This window comes from Vibrio sp. 10N.222.48.A3, assembly GCF_041475345.1.
In the GTDB taxonomy this organism is placed as follows: Bacteria; Pseudomonadota; Gammaproteobacteria; order Enterobacterales; family Vibrionaceae; genus Vibrio; species Vibrio tasmaniensis_A.
This window is the reverse complement of record NZ_JBFRVX010000818.1, coordinates 1-712: the sequence shown is the minus strand read 5'-3', so window position 1 is coordinate 712 and position 712 is coordinate 1. Positions and strand designations below refer to the sequence as shown.

General features: G+C 43.4%; 2 pseudogenes. Both read right to left on the bottom strand.

Annotation, left to right across the window (positions count from 1 at the left end):
* Nucleotides 1-294 (bottom strand): annotated as a pseudogene (locus tag AB4653_RS20215) (GlyGly-CTERM sorting domain-containing protein); the annotation flags it as partial.
* A gap of 9 nt (nucleotides 295-303) precedes the next feature.
* A pseudogene (locus AB4653_RS20210) lies at nucleotides 304-712 on the bottom strand (ABC transporter ATP-binding protein); the annotation flags it as partial.

Sequence of the window (712 nt, the reverse complement as noted above, 5' to 3'; positions counted from 1 at the left end):
AGCATCCATAGCAAAAGGAACTTCTTCACGGTAACTAATGGCTTCAAGCGAATTACGAGTTTCACCTGCTAGCTTAAAGCTATCACATGCGACACCACCGATAGTAGCATTGGTAAAACAACTTTCAGTTCCGGTAACCGCCGCGGGTTGAATCGCGACACCAAACGTTTCAGAAGCTCCGACAATTGAGCTAGGAGTCGCGACTTCAACTACCTTGTACAGTGCAGCATTCGCGTTAGTTGCAGCCAAAACTAAGGCTGCAACTGTTGTTAATTTAAATTTATTACAAGTCATGATTACTTCTTAACTTTCCTGTTGTAGTGCCTCGAGCTCTTCCCAGCGCTCAAAAGCAACTTCAAGCTCCTGCTCTGCTGCAGATAGCTTATCTAATACTGGTTGTGTCTGCTCTACAGATTTTGAAAAGAAGCTAGGATCGTTGACTTCTTCCTGAAGAGTTTCAATTTGAGTTTCCAATTCTTCCAAACGCAAAGGTAGCGCTTCTAGTTCTCGTTGTAGCTTATACGATAACTTCTTAGCTTTAGCCTTAACTGGCGCAGTTTTGGGAGTTTCCTCAACTACTTTCTCTGGCTTTGATGGCTTTTCAACCTGTCGGTACTCTATAGCCTGCTTTCTTTGTTGCTGAGCATCGTGGTAACCACCAACAAATTCTTCAACAACGCCGTTGCCTTCAAAAATCCAACTTGTCATAACC